Raw genomic sequence first — 23,388 nt, 5'->3', positions numbered from 1 at the left:
GCTGATCATGGCCCCGGTCATCACACCCGGGCCGGCGAGAGCGGCGCCACCACGGCTGACGAGGGGTGCCGGAGCAGCGCGGCGACGTGCTCGGCCCGCAGCCCGACCGGCAGCGCCGGGCCGGAGACGGCGACCAGCCCCTGGCTGCGCAGCTCGGCGACCATCTGCGGGTCGGACACCTGCCGGGCCACGGTGTCCACGTCGAAGCTGCGGGCGCTGCGGGCGATCGCCCCGAGGAGTTGCAGGGCCCGGGCGACGTCCTCGCGGGCGGCCAGGCTGCGGACGTCGACGAACACGACGTCCAGCGGCAGCCGGGCGAGCACCGACCAGAGCGTCGAGCCCATGCCGTAGTCGTCCAGGCCCAGCCGGGTCCCCGACTCGTGCACGGTCCGGAGGGCCGGGATGAGCGCGGCCGAGGAGGTCTGCAGCACCTCCTCGGTGAAGCAGAGGGTGAGCCGGTGCGGCGCCAGGCCCGCGGTGGCCAGCGCCGCGGCGACCTCTCCGGGCAGCTCGTCGGCGTGCACCAGCCCGGCGGGCAGGTCGACGGCGACCAGCAGCTGGTCGTCCATGGACGCCACGTCGCTGCAGGCGCGGGTGATCAGCCACTGCTGCAGCGCCGACGTCTGGCCCTGGCGCTCGGCAGCGGCCCACAGCTCGGGGGCCGGGAGCACCCCGAGGTCGTGGTGCACCCAGACCGGCTCGGCGTGGACCGCGGAGAGCACCCCGGTGTCGCCGTTGGCGATGAGGTCGAAGCGCAGTTGCACCTCGCCGTCGGCCATCGCGGCCGCGACGTCGCTGGTGGCCGCGGCCTGGGCGACCCGGTCGTCGGTGTGCACCCGCCAGCAGCCCTTGCCGGCCTGCTTGGCCGAGCCCAGGGCCAGGTCGGCCTGGCGGAAGGCGAGCTGGCCGCCCCCGGGGTGCACCCGGACGAGCCCGACGCTCGCGCCGACGGAGAAGACGCGCTCGCCGACCCGGTAGGGCTGGGCGAGCACCTCGACGACGCGCTGGGCGGCCTCGACCGCGGCCTCCTCGTCGCCGGCCATGAGCACGGCGAACTCGTCGCCGCCGAGCCGGGCCACCAGGTCCTCGGTGCGCAGCAGGCCCTGCAGCCGGCGGGCGACCTCGACCAGCAGCAGGTCCCCGGCCTCGTGGCCGGCGGTGTCGTTGACCGCCTTGAACCCGTCGAGGTCGAGCACGAGCAGGCAGCGGTCGCCGGTGGCGCCGGTGAGCGACGCCATCTCCTGGAACAGCATCGCCCGGTTGGGCAGCCGGGTCAGGTGGTCGGTGAAGGCCATCCGCTCGAGCTCGCGCTCGCGGCGGCGGCGGGTGGTGACGTCGCGCAGGTGCAGCACCCGGCGGCCGCTGCCGGGCCGCTCGTGGTGGGTGACCTCGAGCTCGCGCGGCTCGGACCCGGCGGGCAGCACCCGCAGCTGCAGCGCCGGGGTGACCTCGCCGACGGCGCTGGTGAGCTCCCGCCGCACCCGGGGCCGGTCCTCCTCGTGCAGCAGGTCCAGCAGCACCGGGTGCGGGGCGCTGTCCAGCACGCCGAGCAGGGTGCGGGCGGCGGGGGAGGTGAACTCCAGGCGGAGGTCGGCGTCGACGATCGCGACGCCGTCCGAGCTGGCCTCCACCAGCCCGCGGAAGTCCTCCTCGCTGCGGAGCAGGTCCTCCCGGATCCGGCCGCTGACCTTGATCCGGTCGATCATCCGGACCAGCAGCAGCACCAGCAGCAGTGCGGAGAGCGCGGTCGCGGCGGGGGTCACCCGCAGGTCCAGCAGCAGCGCGGCGACCAGCGTCACCGGGACGCCGAACAGGGCGCCCAGGGTGATGGCCAGCCCGGCGGCGTTGATGGCCGGGGCGCTCTCGGTGCGGCCCGGTCGGTCGCGGGTGGGGGCCAGCTCGACGGCCAGGACGCCGGCGACCATCGCCAGCACGCTGGCGACGTCGGCCGCGGCCTCCCAGCGGGGGTCCGGCGCCACCATGAGCACGGCGAGCATCCCGGAGGCGGCGCCCAGCAGCGTCGTCATGACCAGCATCGCGCTGGCCGAGCGGCGCAGGGCGGCGGTGGAGACGGTGCACAGCGCACCGGCCAGGCCGACCGCCACGGCCGGGAAGAGGCCGTAGGCCAGCACCAGCGGCTGGCGGGGGCCGGACAGCACGCCGCTGGACACCGCCCGGTCCAGCACCAGCACGTCGGTGACCACCACCAGCGCGACGGTGACGGCCAGCCCGTCCAGGGCCAGCACCCCCCGGCGGCTGCCGTGCGACCGGCCGGCGAGCAGGGCGCAGCAGACGGTCGGGCCCAGCACGGCGGTGACCAGCAGCGCGTCGCCGACGGTGAAGTCGCCGAACGAGCCGCCGAGCCCGGTGCCGGTGAGCAGGCTGGCCAGCGCGAACACCAGGGCGCTGGTGCCCAGCACCTGCCAGGGCCGCCGGTCGCCGGGGGCCAGCAGCCGCACCCGGCGGCTGACCCGCCACGAGCAGGCCAGCGCCACGGCCGCGAGCACCAGGTTGTCCCACTGCGGGAAGGCGCCGTCCGGGCTGTTCGGGACGGCGACGGCCAGCCCGAGCAGGCCGGCGAGGGTGAGCAGCAGCAGCGAGCGGTACCCGGGGCCGGTCACGCCGGGACCCCGGGGACGCCGCCGTCCGCGGCGCCGTCGGCGCCGGCCGGGCGCGCGGCGGCGGTGGTCGGCACGCCGTCCTCGCCGATGCCGGGCAGCCCGCGAGCGAGCACCGCGGCTTCCAGCGGGCGGGCCAGCAGGAAGCCCTGCACGAAGCGGTGGCCCATGTCGCGCAGCAGCTGCAGCTCGCCCTGGGTCTCCACGCCCTCGACGACCACGGACAGGCCGAGGCTGTTGCCCAGGTGCAGCACGGAGGCGCACAACGCGCGGCGCTGCGGCTGCTGCTCCACGTCGGCGAGGAACTGGCGGTCCATCTTCAGCACGTCGATCGGCAGGCCGACCAGGTAGGCCAGCGAGGACCAGCCGGTGCCGAAGTCGTCGACCGCGATCCGCACGCCGAGCCGGCGCAGCAGCTCCAGGTCGGCGACCACGTGCTCGTCGTCCAGCAGGACCGACTCGGTGATCTCCAGGACCAGCCGGGCGGCGGGCAGGCCGCTGGCCTCCAGGGCGGTGAGCACGTCGTCGACGAGCTCGCCGCTGCGGACGTGCCGGGCGGAGATGTTGACGGCGACGCCGAGGTCGGGGTGCGGCAGCGCCATCACGGTCGCGGTGGCGTGCAGCAGCACCCACCGGCCGATCTCGGTGATCAGCGGGGACTCCTCGGCCAGCGGGATGAACTCCGCGGGGGAGACGTCGCCGTAGACCGGGTGCGCCCACCGCAGCAGCGCCTCGACCGACACCGTGCGCCGCAGCGCCAGGTCGACGACCGGCTGGTAGGCCAGGTACAGGTGGTCGTGGTGCAGGGCGTCGGCGAGGTCGGCGCGCAGCGCCTCCTCCCGGTCCTGGGTGATCCGCAGGGCGTCGGAGTGCCGGCGCACGCGACCGGGGCCGGCGGCGCGGGCACTCCGCAGCGCGAGGTCGCCCCGGCGCAGCGTCTCGCCGGCGTCGACGTCCTCGTCGAGAGCCGCGACCCCGGCCGCGGCGGTCAACCGGAAGGCGGTGCCCGGCCCGGTGGCGACCGGCTCCACGGCGGCGACCAGCCGGGAGGCGACCACCTCGGCGTCGGCGATGGTGCCGTCGACGACGACCGCGAACTCGCTGACGCCGGCGCGGGCGAGCCAGTCGTCGCCGCGCAGCGCACGGCTGAACCGGGTGGTGAGCTCGCGGAGCACGACGGCGTCGTCGCCGTCGGCGAGCCCGTCGACACCCAGGACCACCAGCGCGCGGTGGTGCACCGCCGGGCCGCGGAGGGTGGCCGCCAGCCGCTGGGTCAGCGCGGAGCGGTTGGGCAGGCCGGTGGCCGGGTCGGTGGTGTGGAACGCGGTGACGTCGGGGCCGGCCGGCTGCGGTGCGGCGGCGCTGACGTCGCGGCAGTAGAGCACCAGGCCGCCGACGTCCGGGTCGCTGCGCAGGTCGCGCACCCGGGCCTGGATGAGCCGCCACCGGCCGTCGGCGTGGCGGACCCTCGCGCTGCGGGTCTTGACCTCCTCGTCGTGGCCGGCGCTGAGCGCCCCGACCAGGCCGGTTGCGTCGTCGGGGTGGACGGCGTCGGCGAGCAGCCGGCCGACGACGTCGTGCGGTGCGAGGCCGAGCAGGTCGGTGATCGCCGGGGAGACCCACGCGACCCGCAGCTCCTGGTCGAGGATCAGCACCGGGTCGGCGCTGCCGCGCACCAGGGTGCGGAAGTAGGCCTCGCTGCGCTGCAGGTCGCGGGTGAGCCGCTGCTGCACGTGCCAGGACGCCGTCTGGTGGGCGAGCAGGGCGCCCAGGCCGAGCAGGCCGAGCGTCGTCCCGAAGAAGGTGAGGCCACCGGTGACCGGCACGCTGATCAGCAGCAGGGCACCGCCGACCAGGGCGGTGACGTGCGGGAGCAGCGCGCCCAGGGTGGAGCCGCCCGGGTCGCCGTCCGCCGGCGTCGCGGCGCGCTCGGGCCGGTCGTGCCGGCAGGCGACCACGAGGAGGCCGACGCCCAGCACGCTGGCCGCGCAGGCGCCGTACTGGACCAGGCCGGGCCCGGCGGCGATGGAGGACAGCGCGCCGGCCACGGCGGTCGCGACCTGGGCGGCGAACACCAGCCAGCCGACGGCGCGCTGGCGCACCCCGGCGACCGCGATGAGCACCAGGGCGAGGCCGGTGCCCAGGGCGATGCTCAGCAGCAGGGCGAACAGGGCGACGGTCTCGGCGAGGGTGAGGACGCCGCGGGTGCCGATCGTCAGCCGGTACACGGTGTGGACGGTGAGCACGTCGGCGACGACGAAGAGGGTGAAGAGGCTGGCCATCTGGGCCCGGGCGGCGCGCAGCGGGGCCCGGTCGATCATCCGCGCCAGCGCCACCACCACGAGCAGCTGCCCAGGGACGCTGCCCAGCGCGGTCTGGCCCCACGGCAGCACGGAAGCCGCCAGCAGCGCGCCGAGGCCGCCGACGGCGATCGAGAGGGTGTACCAGCGCCAGCCAGCCGGGTGCGCGCTGGTGCGGCCGGACCGGGCGAGCAGCACGAGCACGACGCCGACGGCGGAGAAGTTCAGCGTGACGGCGACCGCCACTCCCGCCGGGTCCGGCAGCAGGCCGGCGGCGAGGGTGAGCAGGGCGGCGAGCACGGCGAGGGCCAACGGCCGGGCGAGGGCGGCCGTGCCGCCCGGCGGTGCGGACACGGCCCGCGCCGGTGGTGCGGCGGGGGCAGCGGTGGTCACGGGTCAGTTGTCGGAAGGCCACCGGCCGCACTGCACCGGTGCGGTGCGCCCCTCACCCCATGGGGAGGGGTGTCGTCACCAGCGCAGCGGGCTCTTCGCGCGGGAGTCGGCGGTGCGGCAGGCGCGGCAGTGCCCCCAGGTGACGATGCGCAGCGGGCTGCTGGGCTCACCGCACTCCGGGCAGTCGACCGTGGCCTCGGCCTGGGTCCGCTCGACGTGCTCGGCGCGGGCCGCGTGGGCGGCGGGGTCGCCGGCGCAGGGGCAGCCGAGGTGGGCTTCGGTGCAGCGTGCGGTGTCAGTCGCGATGACGCGCCTCCTGGGGTCTCCTCCCCAGGCTACCCAGCAGCACCAGCCCCCAGATCGTTATCGAACGGGGTCGGTCGGCTCCCGACGCCGTAGCATCGGGCCGTCGACCGGCCGGCCGACGACGGGTGCGAGCGAGGGAGCGGGCGGATGCGCAGCGTCGCCGCGGGGTGCGAGGTGGCCGTGCAGGCCTGCTCGACCGCGCGCCGGACCCGCGTCCGGCGCCCCTGACCCGCAGCTCCTGAGCCCCCGTCCCGCCCTGCGCGGGGACGTGCGTGCCGGCACGGGCGGGAGCGGGCGGACGCGGCGTCGTCCCGTCCCCCGCTGCCTGCCCGCCCGGTGAGCCGACGTCCACGTCGGGCTCCCAGGGCCGGCCGGCGGCTCCCTCCTGCACGGAAGCCGAGCCCGCACCGATGAACCCCCTGACCGAGAAACAGATCCGCGCGTCCTTCGTCAACGCCAGCCGCCGTGAGGTCGTCCAGGCCACCGTGCCCGACCTCGACCCCCTGGACTGGGGCCGGCTGGACTACCTGGGCTGGCGCGACCGGCGGGCGCCGCTGGCCGCCTACGTCGTCGTCGAGCTGGACGAGGAGCCGACCGGCGTCCTGCTGCGGGCCGCGGCCGCACCGGCCAGCGGGCGGCGCCGCCGGGCGATGTGCTCCTGGTGCCGTGACCTGTCCACCGTCGAGGCCAGCTTGTACGTCGCCCGCCGTGGCGGGGCGTCCGGTCGGGCGGGCAACACCGTGGGCACGCTGATCTGCGAGGACTTCTCCTGCTCGAGGCACGTGCGCCGGCCCCCGACCAGCGCGGAGGCCGGGACCGGGGTCGAGGCGATCGCGGACCTGGTCGTCGCCGACCGCACCGCCGGGCTCCGCGAGCGGTCCGAGCGCTTCGTCCGCGACGTCCTCGCCACCCGCTGACCCCTCGAGGCGAACACGGCCATCTCCGCCCTCACCCCGAGGGCGGAGATGGCCATGTTCGCCGTTCGACGCGGGGCGGAGATGGCCATGTCCGTGGATCGGGGGCGGGCGCGGGACCGGGATCGTCCGGAAGGTGACCCGCCGGGTGGCCTGGACGAGCGTGGCGCGCAACCGGGTGGCAGAGTCGCGCTGGTGAAGACGTGGCTCGATGCGTGGCCGGTGTTCCGGCAGCTCACCGGTTCCGATCCGCTCGGACGCGGCCATGCCGCCCGCAGCAAGGCCACCGAGCAGGTGGTCAGCCGGACGGCGACGGCCGACAAGGTCGTGAAGTCGGTCTGCCCGTACTGCGCGGTGGGCTGCGCCCAGCGGGTGTTCGTGAAGGACGAGAAGATCGTCCAGATCGAGGGCGACCCCGACTCCCCGATCAGCCGCGGCCGGCTCTGCCCCAAGGGCAGCGCCAGCAAGTCGCTGGTCACCAGCCCGACGCGCGTCACGACGGTCAAGTACCGCCGGCCGTACGCCACGGACTGGGAGGACCTCGACCTCGACACGGCGATGGAGATGATCGCCGACCGCGTCCTGGAGGCCCGGGAGAAGGGCTGGCAGGAGTCCGACGGCGGCCACCGCGTCAACCGCACCATGGGGCTGGCCAGCCTCGGCGGGGCGACGCTGGACAACGAAGAGAACTACCTGATGAAGAAGCTGTACAGCGCGCTGGGCGCGGTGCAGATCGAGAACCAGGCCCGCATATAGCACTCGTCGACGGTTCCCGGTCTGGGAGCCTCGTTCGGCCGTGGTGGCGCCACCAACTTCCTGGAAGACCTGGCGAACTCCGACTGCATCGTCATCGAGGGTTCGAACATGGCCGAGTGCCATCCGGTCGGCTTCCAGTGGGTGTCCGAGGCGAAGGCCAAGGGCGCCAAGATCATCCACATCGACCCGCGGTTCACCCGGACCAGCGCGATCGCCGACCTGCACGTGCCGCTGCGGATCGGCACCGACATCGCCTTCCTCGGCGGGCTGATCAAGTACGTCCTGGACAACGAGCTGTACTTCAAGGAGTACGTCGTCGCCTACACCAACGCCGCGGCGCTGGTGGGTGAGGAGTTCACCGACACCGAGGACCTCGGTGGCCTGTTCTCCGGGTTCGACCCCGAGCACGGCCAGTACGACTCCGGGACCTGGGAGTACGAGTTCGAGGAGGCGCCGCACTCCGGTGCCGACGACCCCGCGGGGGCAGCCGAGCAGGACGCCAGCGACGAGCACCACGAGATCAAGGCCGTCGACAAGGGGCAGTCCCTGGGCAGTGGCGGCGCGCCGATCCCGGCCAAGCCGCTGCGCGACGAGACGCTGCAGCACCCCCGCTCGGTGTTCCAGGTGCTCAAGCGGCACTTCGCCCGCTACACCCCGGAGATGGTCGCCGACGTGTGCGGCATCGAGCCGGCGGTGTTCGAGCAGGTCGCGCAGTGGGTGACCAGCAACAGCAACCGCGACCGGACGACGGCCTGGGTGTACTCGGTGGGCTGGACGCAGCACAGCGTCGGCGCGCAGTACATCCGCAGCGCGTCGATCCTGCAGACGCTGCTGGGCAACATCGGCCGGCCCGGCGGCGGGATCATGGCGCTGCGCGGGCACGCCAGCATCCAGGGCTCGACCGACGTCCCGACGCTGTACAACCTGCTGCCGGGCTACCTGCCGATGCCGCACGCCGCCCAGCACGAGACGCTGGACGACTACGTGGCCGACGCCGCCGGCAAGGCGGGCTTCTGGGGCAACAAGCGGGCCTACACCGTCAGCCTGCTCAAGGCCTGGTTCGGCGACGCGGCGCAGCCGGAGAACGACTTCCGGTTCGACTGGATCCCGAAGATCAACGGCGACCACAGCTCGTACCGGACGATCGCGGACATGATCGCCGGGAAGGTGCACGGCTACTTCCTGGTCGGCGAGAACCCCTCGGTCGGGCACCCGAACGGGAAGATGAACCGGTTCGGGCTGGCCAACCTCGACTGGCTGGTCGTCCGCGACCTGCAGATGATCGAGTCGGCGACCTTCTGGAAGCAGGGCCCGGAGATCGAGTCCGGCGAGATGGCCCCGGAGACGATCGGCACCGAGGTCTTCTTCATGCCGGCCGCGACGCACACGGAGAAGGAAGGCACCTTCACCCAGACGCAGCGGCTGCTGCAGTGGCGGCACAAGGCGGTCGAGCCGCCGGTCGACGCCCGCAGCGACCTGTGGTTCTACTTCCACCTGGGGCGGATCCTGCGCCAGCGGCTGGCCGGGTCGACCGACCCGCGCGACCAGGCGCTGCTGCACATGACCTGGGACTACCCGACGACCGGGGAGACCGACGACCCCGACGCCGAGGCGGTGCTGCGCGAGATCAACGGCGTCGGCCCCGACGGCCGGGCGCTGTCGTCCTACATGGAGATGGAGGACGACGGCTCGACCAGCGGCGGCTGCTGGATCTACTGCGGCGTCTACGCCGACGAGGTCAACCAGGCCGCCCGGCGCAAGCCCGGCCGCGAGCAGGGGCCGGTGTCGTCCGAGTGGGGCTGGGCGTGGCCGCTCAACCGGCGGATGCTCTACAACCGCGCCTCGGCCGACCCCGCCGGCAAGCCGTGGAGCGAGCGCAAGGCCTACGTCTGGTGGGACGAGGAGGCCGGTCGCTGGACCGGCGACGACGTCCCGGACTTCGAGGCGACCAAGCGGCCGGACTACGTGCCGCCGGAGGGCGCCCGCGCCCAGGACGCCATCGGCGGCGCCGACCCCTTCGTGATGCAGGGCGACGGCAAGGCGTGGCTGTACGCGCCGGCCGGGCTGGTCGACGGCCCGCTGCCCACGCACTACGAGCCGGCCGAGTCGGTCGTGGAGAACTTCCTCTACGACCAGCAGTCCAGCCCGACGATCGAGCGGATCGCCGGGCCGTGGAACCGGGAGAACCCCTCGCTCAGCGAGGTCTTCCCGTTCCAGGTGACCACCTACCGGCTCACCGAGCACCACACCGCCGGCGGGATGAGCCGCACCCTGCCCTACCTCGCCGAGCTCCAGCCGGAGTTCTTCGTCGAGGTCAGCCCGGAGCTGGCGCAGCTGCGCGGGCTGGTCAACGGCGAGTTCGCCACCCTGGTCAGCGCCAGGACGGCGATCGAGGCCAAGGTGCTGGTCACCGAGCGGATGCGCCCGATCAGGCTCCGCGACGGGCAGGTCGTGCACCAGATCGGCATGCCCTACCACTGGTCCTACGCAGGCCTGTCGACCGGCGACAACGCCAACGACCTGCTCGGCATCATCCTGGACGCGAACACCCACATCCAGGAGGACAAGGTCAGCACCGCCGACATCCAGCCCGGGCGCCGGCCGCGCGGGCCCGAGCTGCTGGACTACGTCGAGGCCTACCGCATGCGGGCCGGCGTCGAGTCCGGCCGGGTCGGAGTCAACGGCCGTGCACCGGACGAGGACCCGAGCAAGATGGAAGAGGCCGGCGCGTGAGCCACGACGAGCGGGGGACGCGATGACCACGGTCAGCTCGGCGAGCCCGGGCCTGGACGGGCCGGAGGGCAAGAACCGGCTCTACGGTCCGCTGCCCGACGTCCAGGGCGAGGCGGGGTACGCCGAGGACCACCCGGCCCGGGTCGGGTTCTTCACCGACACCTCGGTCTGCATCGGCTGCAAGGCCTGCGAGGTCGCCTGCAAGGAGTGGAACACGCTCCCGATGGACGACTCGCACGGCACCAAGGACGCCATGGGCATGTCCGGGATGTCCTACGACAACACCGGGATGCTGGGCGCCAACTCGTGGCGGCACGTGGCGTTCATCGAGCAGAGCCGCGCCGTCGACCTGCCGATGCCCGCCTTCGGCCGCCCGGGTGACGACCGCACGGACAGCGGGCTGCCGGTCAACCCGATCAGCCCGCAGGCCGACAGCGTGCTGAACGCGCAGACCAGCGTGCTCAACGCCGAGGCGCTCAGCGAGTTCGACCCGCAGACCGGGCAGAGCGGGGCGGACAAGCAGATCCGCTGGCTGATGTCCTCGGACGTCTGCAAGCACTGCACGCACGCCGGCTGCCTCGACGTCTGCCCGACCGGGGCGCTGTTCCGCTCCGAGTTCGGCACCGTCGTCGTCCAGCAGGACATCTGCAACGGCTGCGGCTACTGCGTGCCCGCCTGCCCCTACGGCGTCATCGACAAGCGCGAGGACGACGGCCGGGTCTTCAAGTGCACGATGTGCTACGACCGGCTCACCGACGGGCTGCAGCCGGCCTGCGCCACCGCCTGCCCGACCCAGTCCATCCAGTTCGGCGACCTCGACGAGCTGCAGGCCCGGGCCGACGCCCGGCTGGCGACGCTGAAGTCGCAGGGCGTGGAGACCGCGCGGCTCTACGGCCGGGACGAGGACGACGGCGTCGGCGGCAACGGGGCGTTCTTCCTGCTGCTCGACGAGCCCGAGGTCTACGGCCTGCCGCCGGACCCGATCGTCACCACCCGCGACCTGCCCTCGATGTGGCGGGCCGCCGCCGCGGGCGCCGCCGTCATCGTCGGCGTCGTGGCGTCGTCGTTCCTGGGGCGGAGGCGGCCGTGACCGAGGCGGGCACGGGCAACGAGCCCGCCGGGCAGGCGCCGGTCACCCCGGGTGCCGGCTGGCACCGCGCCGGGGGAGCCGACCTCACCAAGCCGCGGCGCAAGCGCCGTCGTGGCGGCGGTGGCTGGGGCAGCGGCAACCGCGAGGCCGCGATGGTGCCGGAGGCGGAGTTCACCTCCTACTACGGCCGGCAGATCATCAAGTCGCCGACCTGGAAGAACCCCGAGGTCCCGATCTACTTCTTCCTCGGCGGGGCGGCCGGGACGTCGTCGGTGATCGCCGCGCTGGCCGAGTTCACCGACCGGCCGAAGCTGGCCCGCAACGCCGAGTACGCGGCCGGGGTCGGGGCGCTCGCCTCGGTCGTGCTGCTCATCGACGACCTCGGCCGCCCGGAGCGGTTCCTGCACATGCTGCGGGTGTTCAAGGTGACCTCGCCGCTGTCGGTCGGCTCCTACATCCTGTCGCCGTTCAGCGCGCTGGCGTCCGCAGCCGCGGCCGTGCGGCTGCTGGACCTGCGTCCGGTGATGGGCCTGGGCACCCGGGTCCTGCCGTTCCTGCCGCGGATCGCCGGGTCCTTCCCGGTGCTGCGCAAATCCGCGGCGGTGGGGGCGGCGGCCTTCGGCGGTCCGATGGCCACCTACACCGCGGTGCTGATCGCCAACACCGCCGTCCCGTCCTGGCACGCGCCGCACGACGAGCTGCCCTTCGTCTTCGCCGGCTCCGCGATGGCCGCCGGGGGTGGGATCACCATGGCGCTGACGCCGGTCGACGAGGCCGGGCCGTCCCGCAAGGTGGCGCTGACCGGCGTGGCCCTGGAGCTCGCCGCGATGCACCGGGTCGAGAACGGGCACGGCATCGTCAGCGAGCCGTACCACCTCGGCAAGGCCGGGGCGCTGCTGCGGGCGGCCAAGGCGGCCACCGTCTCCGGCGCGGGGCTGACCGCGATCGCCGGGCGGACCCGGGCCGGGGCGGTCGTCGGCGGCGTGCTGCTGGCCGCCGGCTCGCTGCTGACCCGGATGGGCGTGTTCGAGGCCGGCATGGCCAGCGCCAAGGACCCGAAGTACACCGTCATCCCGCAGCGCGAACGGCTCGAGGCCCGGCAGGCGGCCGCTGCGGCGGCCGCAGACGAGGGCGACCCGCACGTGGCGAGGTCCGTCGTCCGCTGACGTCCGGTCCCACCGACTGCCCCGTCCCGCCCTGCGGTACGGGGCAGTCCGCTGTCCGGGGTCGCCCCCCGGGGCGTCAGCCGGCCGTCGCGGCCGGCCGGTGCGTCAGGGGACGACGGTGGGCGTCGCCGGCGCCGACGACGCCGGGGCGGTCGACGCCGGTGCGGTCGGCTGCGGGCCGGTGGGCTCCGGGGAACCGGTGGGCTCGCTGGGTGACGGCGCGGTGGGGGTGGGCTCGGTCGGTGCCGGCTCGGTGGGCCCGGTCGGGACGGGAGGAGTGGTCTCGGGCGCCGTGGGCGTCGGGGTCGGCGTGGGCGTCGGGGTTCGCGTCGGCGTGGGGGTGGCCGGCGGCGGGGTGGTAGCGGTCGTCGGTGCCGGGCTCGTGGTCGGGCGGGCGCCGGTCGCGGGTGCGGGGACCGTCGTCGGGGCGGCGTCCGTGGCGGGGGCGGACGTCGTCCGGCGGGGGTCGCTGGTGGCGGGGCGGGGCGCTTCGGGAGCCCGCTCGGTGGTCCGTTCCTCGGTCCGGTCGCGCGGGGCGGCGGGGGTGACGGCCGCCGGCGGCCGCCACTCGGGGACGACGATCGGGGTCGCCAGCCCGGCCACCGCGGCGCCCTGGTTGAGCGCCTCGAGGGTGGCCGGCACCTTGTCGGGATGGGCGGCCAGCTCGGCGGCGAGGGCGTCGTCGTAACCGAGGCTGCTGCCCGACCTCGCCAGGACCGGCGCGAGCGCGATCACCGAGAGGGCGGTGAGGGCCAGCAGCCGCTGCGCGCCGCGCACCCGGCGCGACAGCCGCCGGGGACCACTGCGGGGCCGGCCGACCCGGCGGGCCGACGGGACGGGCGTCCGGACGGTGCCGACGGGCCGGAGGGCACGCACCACCCGGTGGGTCCGGATCGCAGCGGGGACGTCGGCCCGTCCGGCGACCTCCACGGGGAGGGCTCGGCGGCCCGGTGCCCGGCGGGACGTGGGGGGAAGAGGTGCCCGGACCGGCTCCCGACGGACGGGCCGCACGGGCCCACGGACCGGTCGGGCGGTCCGCAGCGGGCGGGTCAGGGCGGCCGACCGCTGACGCGCGACCGACACGCCGCGGGGGCGCCCGGCGGGCGGTCGCGCCCCGGGCGTCCGGCGGGGGCCGCCGGTCCGGAGGCGGGGGACGTGCACCCGGGACGACGCGGCCGGCCGGCGGGCGCTCCGGGAGGCGGCGCCGGTGGTCAGGGCCATGAAGGCGGCGCCGACGAGCACGGTGACCACGGGCCACGCGGCCAGCACCCACCACCACGCCACGGATCTCCCCTGTCTGGCTCGCTCGTCCCACGCAGCGTCGCCGGCCCGCACCGGACCGGCTCGGGACAAGTCAAGCAGAGGGCCGCGCGCTCGGCCGAGCGGACCCGACCCCGCCGGAAGGCGCGGCGAGTGCGAGGGGCGGACGGCTCCGTCACGCTCCGGCGTCCCCGCCCGGTCGTGTCCGTCGACCGGGGGACATCGCCGCCCGATCGGAGGTCCGTGGCCCCTGGCCTGCCGATGATGGACGCGTGTGGGTGGCGTGGGTGCTGGGTGGTCTGGCGGTGTGGGCCGGTGCGGCCCTGCTGATCGGCGTCCTCGTCGGGTCCGGCATCGCCCGGGCCGACCGGCCGGGGGCCGTCGCGCGGCCGGTCAGCGCCGCACGGCCGGCCCGGGTGCGCCGCCGCGCCCTGCCGCTGCCCCCCTTCGGCGTCGCGCTCGCCGCGGTCGCGGTCGCGCTGGAGGCGGGCGGGTACGCGGTCCGGCTCGCCGGCTCCTCGGGCGGGATGGCCGACGTGTTCTCCATGGAGGCGCCGCTCTCGCTGCCACGGATGTACGTGGCCGCCCTCTTCGGCGTCGCGGCCCTGGCCGCGCTGGCCGGGGCCGGCCGGATGCCCGGACGGCGGGCCTGGTGGACGGCTGTCGGCGTGGTGGCCGGGGTGGTGGCCCTGGTCAAGGCGGGCGGGCAGGTGCACACCTGGGCGGTCGGCGAGCTGGCGGACGTGCTGACCGGGCCGGCCGCGGTGGTGCTGAGCGCAGTGCTCGCCGTCGGGGTGCTGGCCGGGTTGTGGTGGCTGAGCCGGACCGAGCGGCGGGACCGCCGCCGGGTGCTGGGCACGCTGGGCGGGTACGCGCTGGCCGCCGTCGGCCTCTCGGCGTTGACGGCGTTCGTCGAGGGCCGCTACGGCATCGGCAGCACCTGGGCGGCCGCGGCGACCTTCGGCGAGGAGTCGGCGGAGGCGCTGGCCGGGGTCTCGTTCCTGGTCGCGGTGCTCGCCGGGGTGGCGCCGCGGCTGGTGCTCCCCCGGGAGTGGGCGACCCGGCGAGCGGCCGACGCGCACACCCTCGAGGTCGCCGAGCGGCACCCGGCACGCGTGGCGCCGGGCGACCTCTCGCACTGACGGGCACCGGGCCTCCCGGCGGCCATTGCCGCCATTCCCACCGAATGCGCGGCGAATGGACGGCGCGGCGACCGGTGGTCCCGGCCTGCTCCCGACGGCGCCCGCGGACAGGGCGACCCGGGGCCGCCGTCGCCCCGTGATGAGGCGTGCCCACGAAGGGGGAGGACCGGCGTGCACTGCTTTGCTGGGCGGTCCGCGGATGTGCGACTCTCCTCCGGTCCAGGAATGGCATCGGCTCACTTCCCGTGCTCCGATCCTCACTTCTCGTGAGGCCATTTCCGCCGGTCCTCGGCGGACAGCGAGTTCTGAGGTGTGTGCAGTGGGGGCAGCTGGCGTCGACGCGCTGGAGTTCGCGGTCGAGACGCGGCTCTCGCCCGCGGAGATCCGGGCTGCCGGTGCGCACGCCGCCACCGCGGGCCGCTTCGACGGCGCCATCCGCGAGGACCTCGCCAACGCGGCCTCGGTGTCCTACGCGGTCGTCCACCCGGACTCGCTGGCCACCCTCATGACGATGGTGCTGAGCTGGCACGAGCTGGGCGGTGGGCGACGGCGGGCCGTCCTCTCCGTCCGCGGGCACGTCGTCGTGAGGTCCCGGCTGCTGGGCCTGCCGATCGGGCGGGCCGCCGTTCCGGCGCTCGAGCCCGCGGAGGAGTTCGCGACCGTCCTGCGCACCCAGCTCGCGGCCGACTGAGCCTCACGCACAGCCACCGACGGCTCCTACCACCGTGAGGCATCGGTCACGCAGTGCCACGCCGCTGTGTTGTCGAGTCTTCAGGCCACGTACCTCGCGACGCGACGTTGAGTGTGCCCGACACCACGTAACGCCATGACCCTCATCGTGTCGTAGCTCTCGGTTACCGCTGAGTACCGATTCGTGGGATCGACACCACGATGAGTGACCACTCAACAACCCGATGTGATTTCTCCCACGCGGTCGTGTCGCGACGTCACGCCCGCCCAGAGGTGAACGCGCCGTGACGGTGCAGGTCGGGCAGGCGTGTCGCGCTCCGTAGCGACTTGTCGACTCTGTGCTGATCAACCACCGAGCCCGGACCGGCCGGATCCCGGGCTGGCAGGGGGCGGGCCGGACGCGGTTCACTCGGGCCGCACCCCGGAGGCCGGCTCAACGTCGAACGTCCTCGACCGACACCGACACCGAGCTCCGATCGGAACGAGGCCTGACCTTGACTGCCCTGATGGTCGCGAACGACGGGGGTCACCTGATGCAGCTGGTGACCCTGGCTCCCCGCCTGCCGGTCGACGAGGACCGGCTGTGGATGACCGTCCCCACCGCCCAGACCCGCTCCCTGCTCGCCGACGAGCGGGTGCACTGGATGGCACCGGCGCCCACCCGCGACTGGGGCGCGGTGCTCCGGAACGCCTGGGACTCCCGTGCCGCCTTCAAGGACGAGGAGATCACCTCGGTGGTGAGCACCGGGGCCAGCCTGGCCCTCTCGGTGCTCCCGATCGCCCGTACCCACGGCATCCCCTGCTACTACCTGGAGAGCGCGACGCGCGTGCACGGTCCCTCACTGTCCGGCCGGCTGCTGCGCCGGGTCCCCGGCGTCCGCCTGTACACCCAGCACGAGTCGTGGTCGGACCGGCACTGGTCCTACGGCGGCTCCGTCTTCGACGGCTACGAGGGCGTCGGCCTCGAGCGCGCCGCCGACACCGTGGCGCTGCGCCGCGTGGTCGTGTCCCTCGGCACCTCCGAGTCCTACGGCTTCCGGCGGCTGGTGGAGCGGCTGCTCGCCGTCCTGCCGGCCGGGGCCGAGGTCCTCTGGCAGACCGGCTCGACCGACGTGACGGGCCTGGGCATCGACGCCCGCCCCCGCGTGCCGGCGGCCGAGCTGTTCGAGGCGATGGCCGACGCCGACGCCGTCGTCGCCCACGCGGGCACCGGCAGTGCCCTGGCCGCCCTGCAGGCCGGCAAGTTCCCGGTCCTGGTCCCGCGCCGTCCCGAGCACGGGGAGCACGTCGACGACCACCAGCTGCAGATCGCCAGCATGCTGGGGGAGCGCGGGCTCGCCGCCACCGCCGAGGTCGACGGCGTGACCGCCGACCTGCTGTTCGCCGCCGCCGCCACCCGCGTCCGCCGACGCGGCAACGCGGCCCCGTTCGCGCTGGTCTGACCCGGCGCACCCTCTCGCCGGCCGGCCGCCCACGGGGCGGTCGCCGGCACGCCCACCGCGGGACCGGTCGGGGGATCCCGGTCACCGCGTCGCCCTCTCGTCGCTCCACCGACTGCGTGCGCAGCCCCTCCCCGACCGGGTGCGGAGCCGTGCCGCGCAGGCTGGTCGAGTTCCGCTGATCCCCGAACGGAACACCCATGCCCCCCTCCCCGCGCGCCCTCCTCACCTCGGCGCGCAGCACCGGCCGGCTCTGGCGGTCCTTCCCGCCGGCCCCCGCCTCGGCGACCCGGCACCGCGTGGCCTACGTCGGCTGGTCCGGCAACGGAAACCTGGGGGACGACGCGATGATCGCGGCGCACCGGCGGCTGCTGCCCCGCTGGGACGTCGTCCAGGTGCCCAACCACGGCGGGATCGCGCCGCTCTCGGCCGCGGCGCTGCGCCGGGTCTCGGTGATCTGCCTCGGTGGCGGGACGCTGGTGCTCAACGGCCACTTCCGGGAGACCCTCGAGCGGCTGATGCGCGCCGCGCCGGACGCCCCGCGGGTGATGCTCGGCGTGGGCGTCGAGGACCTGGAGTTCCGGGAGGGCCGCCGGGCCGGGGTGGCCGGCGAGGTCGCCGCCTGGCGGCCGCTGCTCACCGAGTTCGACATGGTGCGGGTCCGCGGACCGCTGAGCCAGGCCACGGTGGCCTCGATGGGGCTGGAGAGCCTCGTCGTCGGCGACCCGGCCATCGCGCTGCCCGACCAGTCAGCCGGGCAGCCGGCCGACCGGCCGGCGGGCCGCGTGCGGGTCGGGGTGAACTTCGGCGTCACCGACGACCTGTGGGGCGGTGACCACGCCGCCTTCCGGGCGTCGGTGGTGACGGCGATCGGCCGGCTCACCGCGGCCGGCCACGAGGTGGCGCTGCTCGCCACGACGGTGCAGGACCGCGCCCACCTGAGCGAGGTGGCCCGGGAGTGCGCGGCCGCGGGCGTCACCGTCTCCGGCCCGAACGCCGTCGGCCTGGCCGAGCTGGACACCGCGCTCAAGCGCTGCTCGGTGGTGGTGGGGGAGAAGCTGCACGCCCTCGTGCTGGGGGCCCGGCTGGGCATCCCCACCCTGGCGCTGGAGTACCGCCCGAAGTGCCGGGACTTCCAGTTGTCGGTCGGCCGGGGCGACTGGGTGCTGCGCACCAGCGAGCTCACCGCGGACACGTTGGTCGACTTCGTGACCGCCGGGCTGGCCGCGGCGGACGCCGACCGGCCCGCGCTGCGCCGCTCCGTCGAGGACCTCGGCCTCCGGCTGGAGCGGGCGGCCGAGGCGATGCGGCTGGCCATGGCGAGGGTCGCGTGACCGCCGCCGTGGCCCCGCGGGTCGAGCTGGTGCACTGGAACCCGCGCCGCCGGGTCTCCCGCCTCCTGCCCGCCCGGATCACCCGGCCGGTGGGCAACTTCGGCGACCTGCTGGGCCCGATGGTGGTCCAGGAGCTGCTCCGCCGGGCCGGGCTGGGCACCGCGGTCGCCGACGCGCGGCTGCTGTCCATCGGCTCGGTCCTGCACTTCGCCCGGGACGGCGACGTCGTCTGGGGCTCCGGGGTCAACGGCAAGAGCCTGGACGCGCCGGTGACCGCCCGCCGGCTCGACGTCCGGGCCGTGCGGGGACCGCGCACCCGCGAGGTGCTCCAGCAGCACGGCATCGCCGTGCCGGAGGTCTACGGCGACCCGGGCCTGCTGGTCGGCCGGCTGTGGCCGCGCGGGTCGCTGCTGCGGCCCGGCCCCCGCACCCCGGTCACCGTCGTCCCGAACCTGCACGACGCCCCGGCCCTGCGCGGCACGCCCGGCTTCCTAGACCCGCGGACGGACGTCGGCGAGGTGCTCGCCCGGATCGCCAACAGCGACCTGGTCGTGGGCTCCTCGCTGCACGGCGTCGTGGTCGCCGAGAGCTTCGGCATCCCGGCCCGGCTGGTCCGCCCCGGCGCCGAGCCGCTGTTCAAGTACGAGGACTACTACGCCGGCACCGGCCGGTCCGCGTTCCACCCGGCCGACTCCGTCGCCGCGGCGATCGACGCGGGCGGCGAGGCCCCGGCGACGCTGGACCCGGCACTGGCCGAGGCCTTCCCCCGGGACCTGTGGCGATGAGCGGCACCCTGCGGGTCGGCGTGGTCGCCACCGACGACGCCCGCGACCCGGCCGCCCGCTCCGGCACCCCGTACGGCGTGGTCACCGGCCTGCGGTCCCTCGGCGTGGACGTGCCCGTGCTCCGGGCGGCGCCCCCTGCGGTGCTCGAGCGCGGCGTCGCGCTGGTCGCGGGAGGCCGCGGGGCGGAGCGCGGCGGGCTGGACCAGCGGCTGCGCGCCCGGGCCTCCCGCGGCCTGTACTCGGCACCGGTCGCCCGGCTGCGCGGTGCCACCGCCTCGGCGCGCTCGCGGTCGACCGCCGTGGACGCCTGGGTGCAGGTCGGCGCCGGCTTCGCGCTGGGGACGTCGGCGCCGGTCGCGGTCTACGACGACATGACGGTGCTGCAGGCCCGGCGGCACGGCTACGGCCGCTGGCCCGACGTCGGCGCCGGCACGGTGCGCCGGCGGACGGAGATCCAGCGGCACGCCTACCGCGCGGCCCGGGTCTGCTGCACCGAGTCCTCCTGGGCCGCGACCGCGATCGCCCGCGACTACGGCGTCCCGCTGGAGCGGCTGGCCGTCGTCGGCACCGGCACCGCCGCGGTGGGTGCCGGCGCCGGCCGGGTCTGGTCGGTGCCGCGGTTCCTCTTCGTCGGTCTGGACTGGCAGCGCAAGAACGGCGACCGGGTGGTCCGGGCGTTCAGCCGGCTGCACCGGGACCACCCGGACGCCACCCTGGACGTCGTCGGCGGGCACCCCCCGCTGGACGTCCCCGGCGTGCGCACCCACGGCGTGCTGCGCAAGGACTCCCCGGCCGACCGCGCCCGGCTCGCCGGGCTCTTCGCCGGGGCGACGTGCTTCGTCATGCCGTCGCTCTTCGAGCCCGCCGGCATCGTCTTCACCGAGGCGGCCGCCGCGGGGCTGCCCAGCATCGGCGGCAGCGTCGGCGGCTCGGCCGACCTGATCGGCGACGCCGGCCGGGTGGTCGACCCCACCGACGACCGGGCGGTGGAGGAGGCCATGCGGGAGCTGGCCGACCCGGCCACCGCCGCCCTGCTCGGCGCCCGGGCCACCGCCCGCGCCGAGCTCTTCACCTGGCGGGCAGTCGCGGCCCGGTTGCTGGACGCGCTGGGCCTGCGCCCGCCCGACGGCACCCGCCCCGCGCTCCTGCCGCTCCGCCAGACCACCCCGGAGGACCCCCGTGCCTGACCCCACCCCGTCGCAGCCCGGCGGCCGGCCCGTCCGGGTGCTGCAGTCGGTGCGGCTCGGCGGCGCGCACCCCAGCTACGCCGACCACGTCGCGGCCGCGCTGGACCCGCAGCGGCTCGAGCTGCTGTCGTTCTCCTACCGGACGGCGCTGGTCGGGCGCTGGGACGTGCTGCACGTGCACTGGCCGGAGAACCTCATCCGGCACCGCAGCAGGCCCCGGCAGGCGCTGCGGTGCGTGCTGTTCGCGCTGCTGCTGCTGCGGATCCGCGTGCTGCGGCCCGGCGTCGTCCGGACCGTGCACAACGTCGCCCCGCACGAGCGGGGCCACCGGGTCGAGCGTGCCCTGCTGGCCGCGCTGGACCGCCGCGTCACCTGCCACGTCCGGCTCAACGACGAGACGAAGGTGCGCCGCGGCGCGCCGGTCGTCACCATCCCGCACGGCCACTACCGGGCCGAGCTGGGCGCCGCCGGCGACCTGCCCCGCGACGACGGCCGGACGCTGCTGTTCTTCGGCTTCCTCCGCCCGTACAAGGGCGTCGACGTGCTGGTCGAGGCCTTCGGGCAGCTGGCCGACCCGGCCGCGCGGCTGGTGGTCGCCGGCGAGCCGGCCACCCCGGCGATGCGCGCCCTGGTGGAGGACGCGGCCGCCGCCGACCCGCGGGTCGAGCCGCACCTGTCCTTCCTGCCCGACGAGGAGCTGAGCGCCCTGGTGCGCGCGGCGACCGTGGTGGTGCTGCCGTACCGGGAGATCCACAACTCCGGGGTGCTGTTCGCCGCGCTGTCGCTGGCCTGCCCGGTGCTGGTGCCGGAGAACGCGGTCACCGCCGCGCTGCGAGCCGAGGTCGGCGCCGACTGGGTGCGCGGCTTCACCCACCCGCTGACCGCCGACGACCTGTCCGCCGCGCTGGCCGCGGCGGCCGACCGGGACCCCGCGGCGGTGCCCGAGCTGGCCGGCCGGGAGTGGTCGGCGGTGGCGGACCGGTACGCGGCGGTCTTCCTGGGCCCGGCGACGGCGGGGGCCCGGGCATGACCGGCACGACCGACGTCGTCGTCGCCCTGGTCTCCGACACCTGGACCGACGCGGTCCGCCGCGGCTTCTACTCCACGGCCGACCAGACCCTGCAGACGCTGTTCGCCGCCGAGGAGGTCGGCACCGTGCTGGTCGCCGACCACCCGCGCGGCGTCGCCTCGCAGGTCCGCCGCCGGCTGCGGGGGGACCGGCCGGCGCCGCGCCGGCCGGGGCTCCGCGGGGTCCGGCCGCTCAGCCTGGTCACCCCGCCGCCGGTGCCGGCCGGTGCGCTGCGCCGCCGCTACCGCGCCTACGACCTGCAGACGGCGGTCGCGGCCCGGCGGCACGGGCTGCGCCGCCCGGCGCTGGTCACCTTCAACCTCTGGCACGCCGCGCTGGCCGACTCCCGCTGGGCCCGGCAGCGGGTGTTCTACGCGCAGGACGACGAGTCCGCGATCCCGTCGCACGCGGCGCACCGCGAGCAGACGCTGGCCGCCTACGAGCGGATCGCCCGCAGCGGGATGGCCGTGGTCGCGGTCTCCCAGGTGCTGCTGGACCGGATCGCCCCGACCGGGCCCGGCCTGGTGGTGCCCAACGGCGTGGACGCCGCGCTGTGGGCGGTGCCGCCGCCGGCGCCGGTCCGCCGCCCCCGTCCGGTGGCCTTCTACGCCGGCACCGTCGACGCGCGGCTGGACCTGGGCGCGTTCCGGGCGCTGGCCGAGGGCGGCTTCGCCGTCCACGTCGCCGGTCCGCTGGTCGACCCGGCGGTCAGGGCCGAGCTGTCCGCCGTCCCCGGCGTCGAGCTGCTGGGCTCCCGCCCCCGGGCCGAGGTGGTCGCGCTGGCCCAGGCCAGCGACGTCTGCGTGCTGGCCCACCACCGGACGCCGCTCACCGAGGCGATGTCGCCGCTGAAGCTCTACGAGTACCTCGCCTCCGGCACCCCGGTCGTCGCCACCCGGCTGCCCGGCTCCGCGGTGGCCGGCGACCGGGTCGCCTGGGTCGAGCCCGGCGGTGACCACCTCGCCGGTGCCCGGCGGGCGCTGGCCCTGGGTCGGCAGCCGGAGGCCGAGCGGCAGGCCTGCATCCGGGAGATGTCCTGGCGGTCGCGGCACCGCCCGCTGCTCGAGCTGCTCGCGGGGGACCGGTGACCGCCACCCCGCCGGGGACGATCGTCCTGCTGGCGTCGACCGCCTACGACGGCCACCAGCTGACCGACCAGCGCCTGGCCCGCGCCCTGGCCGCCGACGCCGAGGTGCTGTACGTCGACCCGCCCGTGCCGGTCTTCGGGCTGGGGAAGCGCGGTCCGGTCCCGCCGCACCGCCGCCGCGTCGACGGGCTGACCGTGCTGTCCCCGCGGATGCTGCCGTGGGGCCGGCGGCGCGGGCTCGCCGTGCTGACCGCGGTCTGGCTCGGGGTGCTGGTGCGCGTGGCCGCCCGGCACGCCCGCCGTCCGGCGGTGCTGGTGACGGCGGCGCACCCGCTCACGCTCCGGTTCCTCCGGTCGTGGCGGTCCGAGCTGCTGCTCAAGGACGACTACGTGGCCGGCGCGGCCCTCATCAACGGGGCCGGGGCGCGGATCGCCCGGCACCGCCGCGCGCTGCTGGCGCAGGTCGACGAGGTCGCCGTGGTCTCCCCGGTGCTCGCCGACGCGGCCGCGGCCATGGGCGCCCGGACGGCGGTGCACGTCCTCCCGCCCGGCTGCGACGTGGACGCCGGCCGGGCCGACGTCGCCGACCTGCTCGCCGGGGTCCCCACCCCGCGGGCGGTCTTCATCGGCATGGTCAGCGACCGGATCGACTTCGACGTGCTGGAGGCCGCCTGCGCCGCCGGGGTCACCGTGGTCGCCGTCGGCCGGCAGCAGCCCACGTTCTCCCTGCAGGACCGCTGGTCCGCGCTGGTCGACCGCGGGGCGCTGCGCCCGCTGGGCGAGCGCTCACCGGAGGTCGTCGCGGCGCTGGTGCGGGCCTGCGACGTCGGCCTGGTGCCCTACACGCAGAGCGACTTCAACCGGGCGAGCTTCCCGCTGAAGCTGCTGGAGTACCTGGCCGCCGGGCTGCCGGTCGTCGCCTCCGACCTGCCGGCGGTCCGCTGGCTGGCCGCTCCGCACGTGCACCGCACCACCGGGCCGGACGACGTCGCCGCGGCGCTGCGAGCGGCGCTGGCCGACGCCCGGGACCCGGCCACCGCCGAGGAGTGCACGGCGTTCGCCGCCGAGCACACCTGGGCCCGACGGGCGAGGCGTCATGCGCAGCTGCTGGCCGGCTGA

15 protein-coding genes and 1 pseudogene are annotated in these 23,388 nt (G+C 75.8%); 13 read left to right on the top strand and 3 right to left on the bottom strand.

Annotated elements, in window-relative coordinates; translation table 11 throughout:
• Window positions 1–20: 20 nt before the first annotated feature.
• Both HL054_RS17900 and HL054_RS17895 read right to left on the bottom strand, forming a co-directional pair.
• Complete coding sequence (locus HL054_RS17900; RefSeq protein ID WP_369140413.1) at window positions 21–2,621, bottom strand: diguanylate cyclase domain-containing protein; 2,601 nt, start codon at window positions 2,619–2,621, stop codon at window positions 21–23.
• Window positions 2,618–5,311: a putative bifunctional diguanylate cyclase/phosphodiesterase gene (locus HL054_RS17895; protein WP_369140412.1), complete on the bottom strand. Its 2,694-nt coding sequence runs from the start codon at window positions 5,309–5,311 to the stop codon at window positions 2,618–2,620. Before HL054_RS17895 ends, HL054_RS17900 begins: the two co-directional genes overlap by 4 nt.
• 716 nt (window positions 5,312–6,027) lie before the next feature.
• Here HL054_RS17895 and HL054_RS17890 point away from each other — a divergent pair.
• The 4 genes and pseudogenes from HL054_RS17890 (at window position 6,028) to nrfD (ending at window position 12,276) form a co-directional block, all read left to right on the top strand.
• A complete protein-coding gene (locus HL054_RS17890; RefSeq protein WP_369140411.1) occupies window positions 6,028–6,534 on the top strand; it encodes an FBP domain-containing protein in 507 nt (168 codons plus the stop codon).
• A 189-nt stretch (window positions 6,535–6,723) separates the two neighbouring features.
• Window positions 6,724–10,020, top strand: a pseudogene (fdh, locus tag HL054_RS17885) (formate dehydrogenase).
• A 22-nt stretch (window positions 10,021–10,042) separates the two neighbouring features.
• Window positions 10,043–11,110: a 4Fe-4S dicluster domain-containing protein gene (locus HL054_RS17880; protein WP_369140410.1), complete on the top strand. Its 1,068-nt coding sequence runs from the start codon at window positions 10,043–10,045 to the stop codon at window positions 11,108–11,110.
• The gene (nrfD, locus tag HL054_RS17875) at window positions 11,107–12,276 is read left to right on the top strand and encodes an NrfD/PsrC family molybdoenzyme membrane anchor subunit (protein ID WP_369140408.1); all 1,170 of its coding nucleotides are present in this window, start codon (window positions 11,107–11,109) and stop codon (window positions 12,274–12,276) included. The genes HL054_RS17880 and nrfD overlap by 4 nt, the downstream gene beginning before the upstream one ends.
• A gap of 105 nt (window positions 12,277–12,381) precedes the next feature.
• Here the strand turns inward: nrfD and HL054_RS17870 are convergent, their stop codons facing one another.
• Window positions 12,382–13,206 carry a hypothetical protein gene (locus HL054_RS17870; protein WP_369140407.1) on the bottom strand — a complete coding sequence of 275 codons (825 nt, stop codon included), beginning with the start codon at window positions 13,204–13,206 and terminating at the stop codon, window positions 12,382–12,384.
• Window positions 13,207–13,808: 602 nt separating this feature from the next.
• Here HL054_RS17870 and HL054_RS17865 point away from each other — a divergent pair.
• The 9 genes from HL054_RS17865 to HL054_RS17825 all read left to right on the top strand — a co-directional run bounded on the left by HL054_RS17865 (window position 13,809) and on the right by HL054_RS17825 (window position 23,388).
• The gene (locus HL054_RS17865; protein ID WP_369140406.1) at window positions 13,809–14,678 is read left to right on the top strand and encodes a hypothetical protein; all 870 of its coding nucleotides are present in this window, start codon (window positions 13,809–13,811) and stop codon (window positions 14,676–14,678) included.
• A 319-nt stretch (window positions 14,679–14,997) separates the two neighbouring features.
• Entirely contained in the window at window positions 14,998–15,369 is a 372-nt protein-coding gene (locus HL054_RS17860; RefSeq protein WP_369140405.1) for a hypothetical protein, read from the top strand.
• Window positions 15,370–15,874: 505 nt separating this feature from the next.
• On the top strand, window positions 15,875–16,810 hold the full coding sequence (locus tag HL054_RS17855; RefSeq protein ID WP_369140404.1) for a glycosyltransferase: 936 nt from the start codon (window positions 15,875–15,877) through the stop codon (window positions 16,808–16,810).
• 197 nt (window positions 16,811–17,007) lie between these two features.
• A complete protein-coding gene (locus HL054_RS17850; RefSeq protein ID WP_369140403.1) occupies window positions 17,008–18,141 on the top strand; it encodes a polysaccharide pyruvyl transferase family protein in 1,134 nt (377 codons plus the stop codon).
• Complete coding sequence (locus tag HL054_RS17845) at window positions 18,138–18,926, top strand: polysaccharide pyruvyl transferase family protein (RefSeq protein WP_369140402.1); 789 nt, start codon at window positions 18,138–18,140, stop codon at window positions 18,924–18,926. Before HL054_RS17850 ends, HL054_RS17845 begins: the two co-directional genes overlap by 4 nt.
• Window positions 18,923–20,113 (top strand): glycosyltransferase family 4 protein, encoded by a 1,191-nt coding sequence (locus HL054_RS17840; protein WP_369140401.1) that lies wholly within the window; start codon window positions 18,923–18,925, stop codon window positions 20,111–20,113. The genes HL054_RS17845 and HL054_RS17840 overlap by 4 nt, the downstream gene beginning before the upstream one ends.
• Window positions 20,106–21,143, top strand: coding sequence for a glycosyltransferase (locus HL054_RS17835; protein ID WP_369140400.1), 1,038 nt, complete (start codon window positions 20,106–20,108; stop codon window positions 21,141–21,143). The genes HL054_RS17840 and HL054_RS17835 overlap by 8 nt, the downstream gene beginning before the upstream one ends.
• Window positions 21,140–22,270, top strand: coding sequence for a glycosyltransferase (locus tag HL054_RS17830; RefSeq protein WP_369140399.1), 1,131 nt, complete (start codon window positions 21,140–21,142; stop codon window positions 22,268–22,270). The genes HL054_RS17835 and HL054_RS17830 overlap by 4 nt, the downstream gene beginning before the upstream one ends.
• Entirely contained in the window at window positions 22,267–23,388 is a 1,122-nt protein-coding gene (locus HL054_RS17825) for a glycosyltransferase (RefSeq protein WP_369140398.1), read from the top strand. Before HL054_RS17830 ends, HL054_RS17825 begins: the two co-directional genes overlap by 4 nt.

The sequence above is a fragment of the Modestobacter versicolor genome (genome assembly GCF_041028285.1).
Taxonomy (GTDB): Bacteria; Actinomycetota; Actinomycetes; order Mycobacteriales; family Geodermatophilaceae; genus Modestobacter; species Modestobacter versicolor_A.
This window is presented reverse-complemented; position numbering and strand designations above follow the sequence as displayed.